Raw genomic sequence first — 456 nt, 5'->3', positions numbered from 1 at the left:
GGCGCCTACCGGTCGTTGGCGCTGGAGCTGGTCGCTCAGCTTGGCCGGATCGATGTCCTGGTGTGCTCGGTGGGGACGGGTGGACATTCAGCAGGTGTCGCCCGAGTGCTACGGGAGTTCAACCCGGACATGCGGTTGATCGGCGTGGACACCATCGGGTCCACGATCTTTGGGCAGCCCGCGTCGAACAGGCTGATGCGCGGGCTGGGCTCGAGTATTTATCCGCGCAATGTCGATTACCGTGCATTCGACGAAGTGCACTGGGTTGCTCCCCCCGAAGCCGTCTGGGCGTGCCGCTCCCTGGCCGCAACCCACTACGCCAGCGGCGGCTGGAGCGTCGGGGCGGTCGCCCTGGTAGCCGGCTGGGCAGCACGCAACTTGCCGGCGGACACCACGATTGCCGCGGTCTTTCCCGACGGCCCACCACGCTACTTCGACACCATCTACAACGACGCG

Annotated in this window: 1 pseudogene; it reads left to right on the top strand. The window is 66.4% G+C overall.

Annotated elements, in window-relative coordinates:
* A pseudogene (cysK2, locus tag CR492_RS20260) lies at nucleotides 1–456 on the top strand (S-sulfocysteine synthase CysK2); the annotation flags it as partial.

Source organism: Methylocella silvestris, assembly GCF_002891535.1.
GTDB classification, from domain to species: domain Bacteria; phylum Pseudomonadota; class Alphaproteobacteria; order Rhizobiales; family Beijerinckiaceae; genus Methylocapsa; species Methylocapsa silvestris_A.
This window is presented reverse-complemented; position numbering and strand designations above follow the sequence as displayed.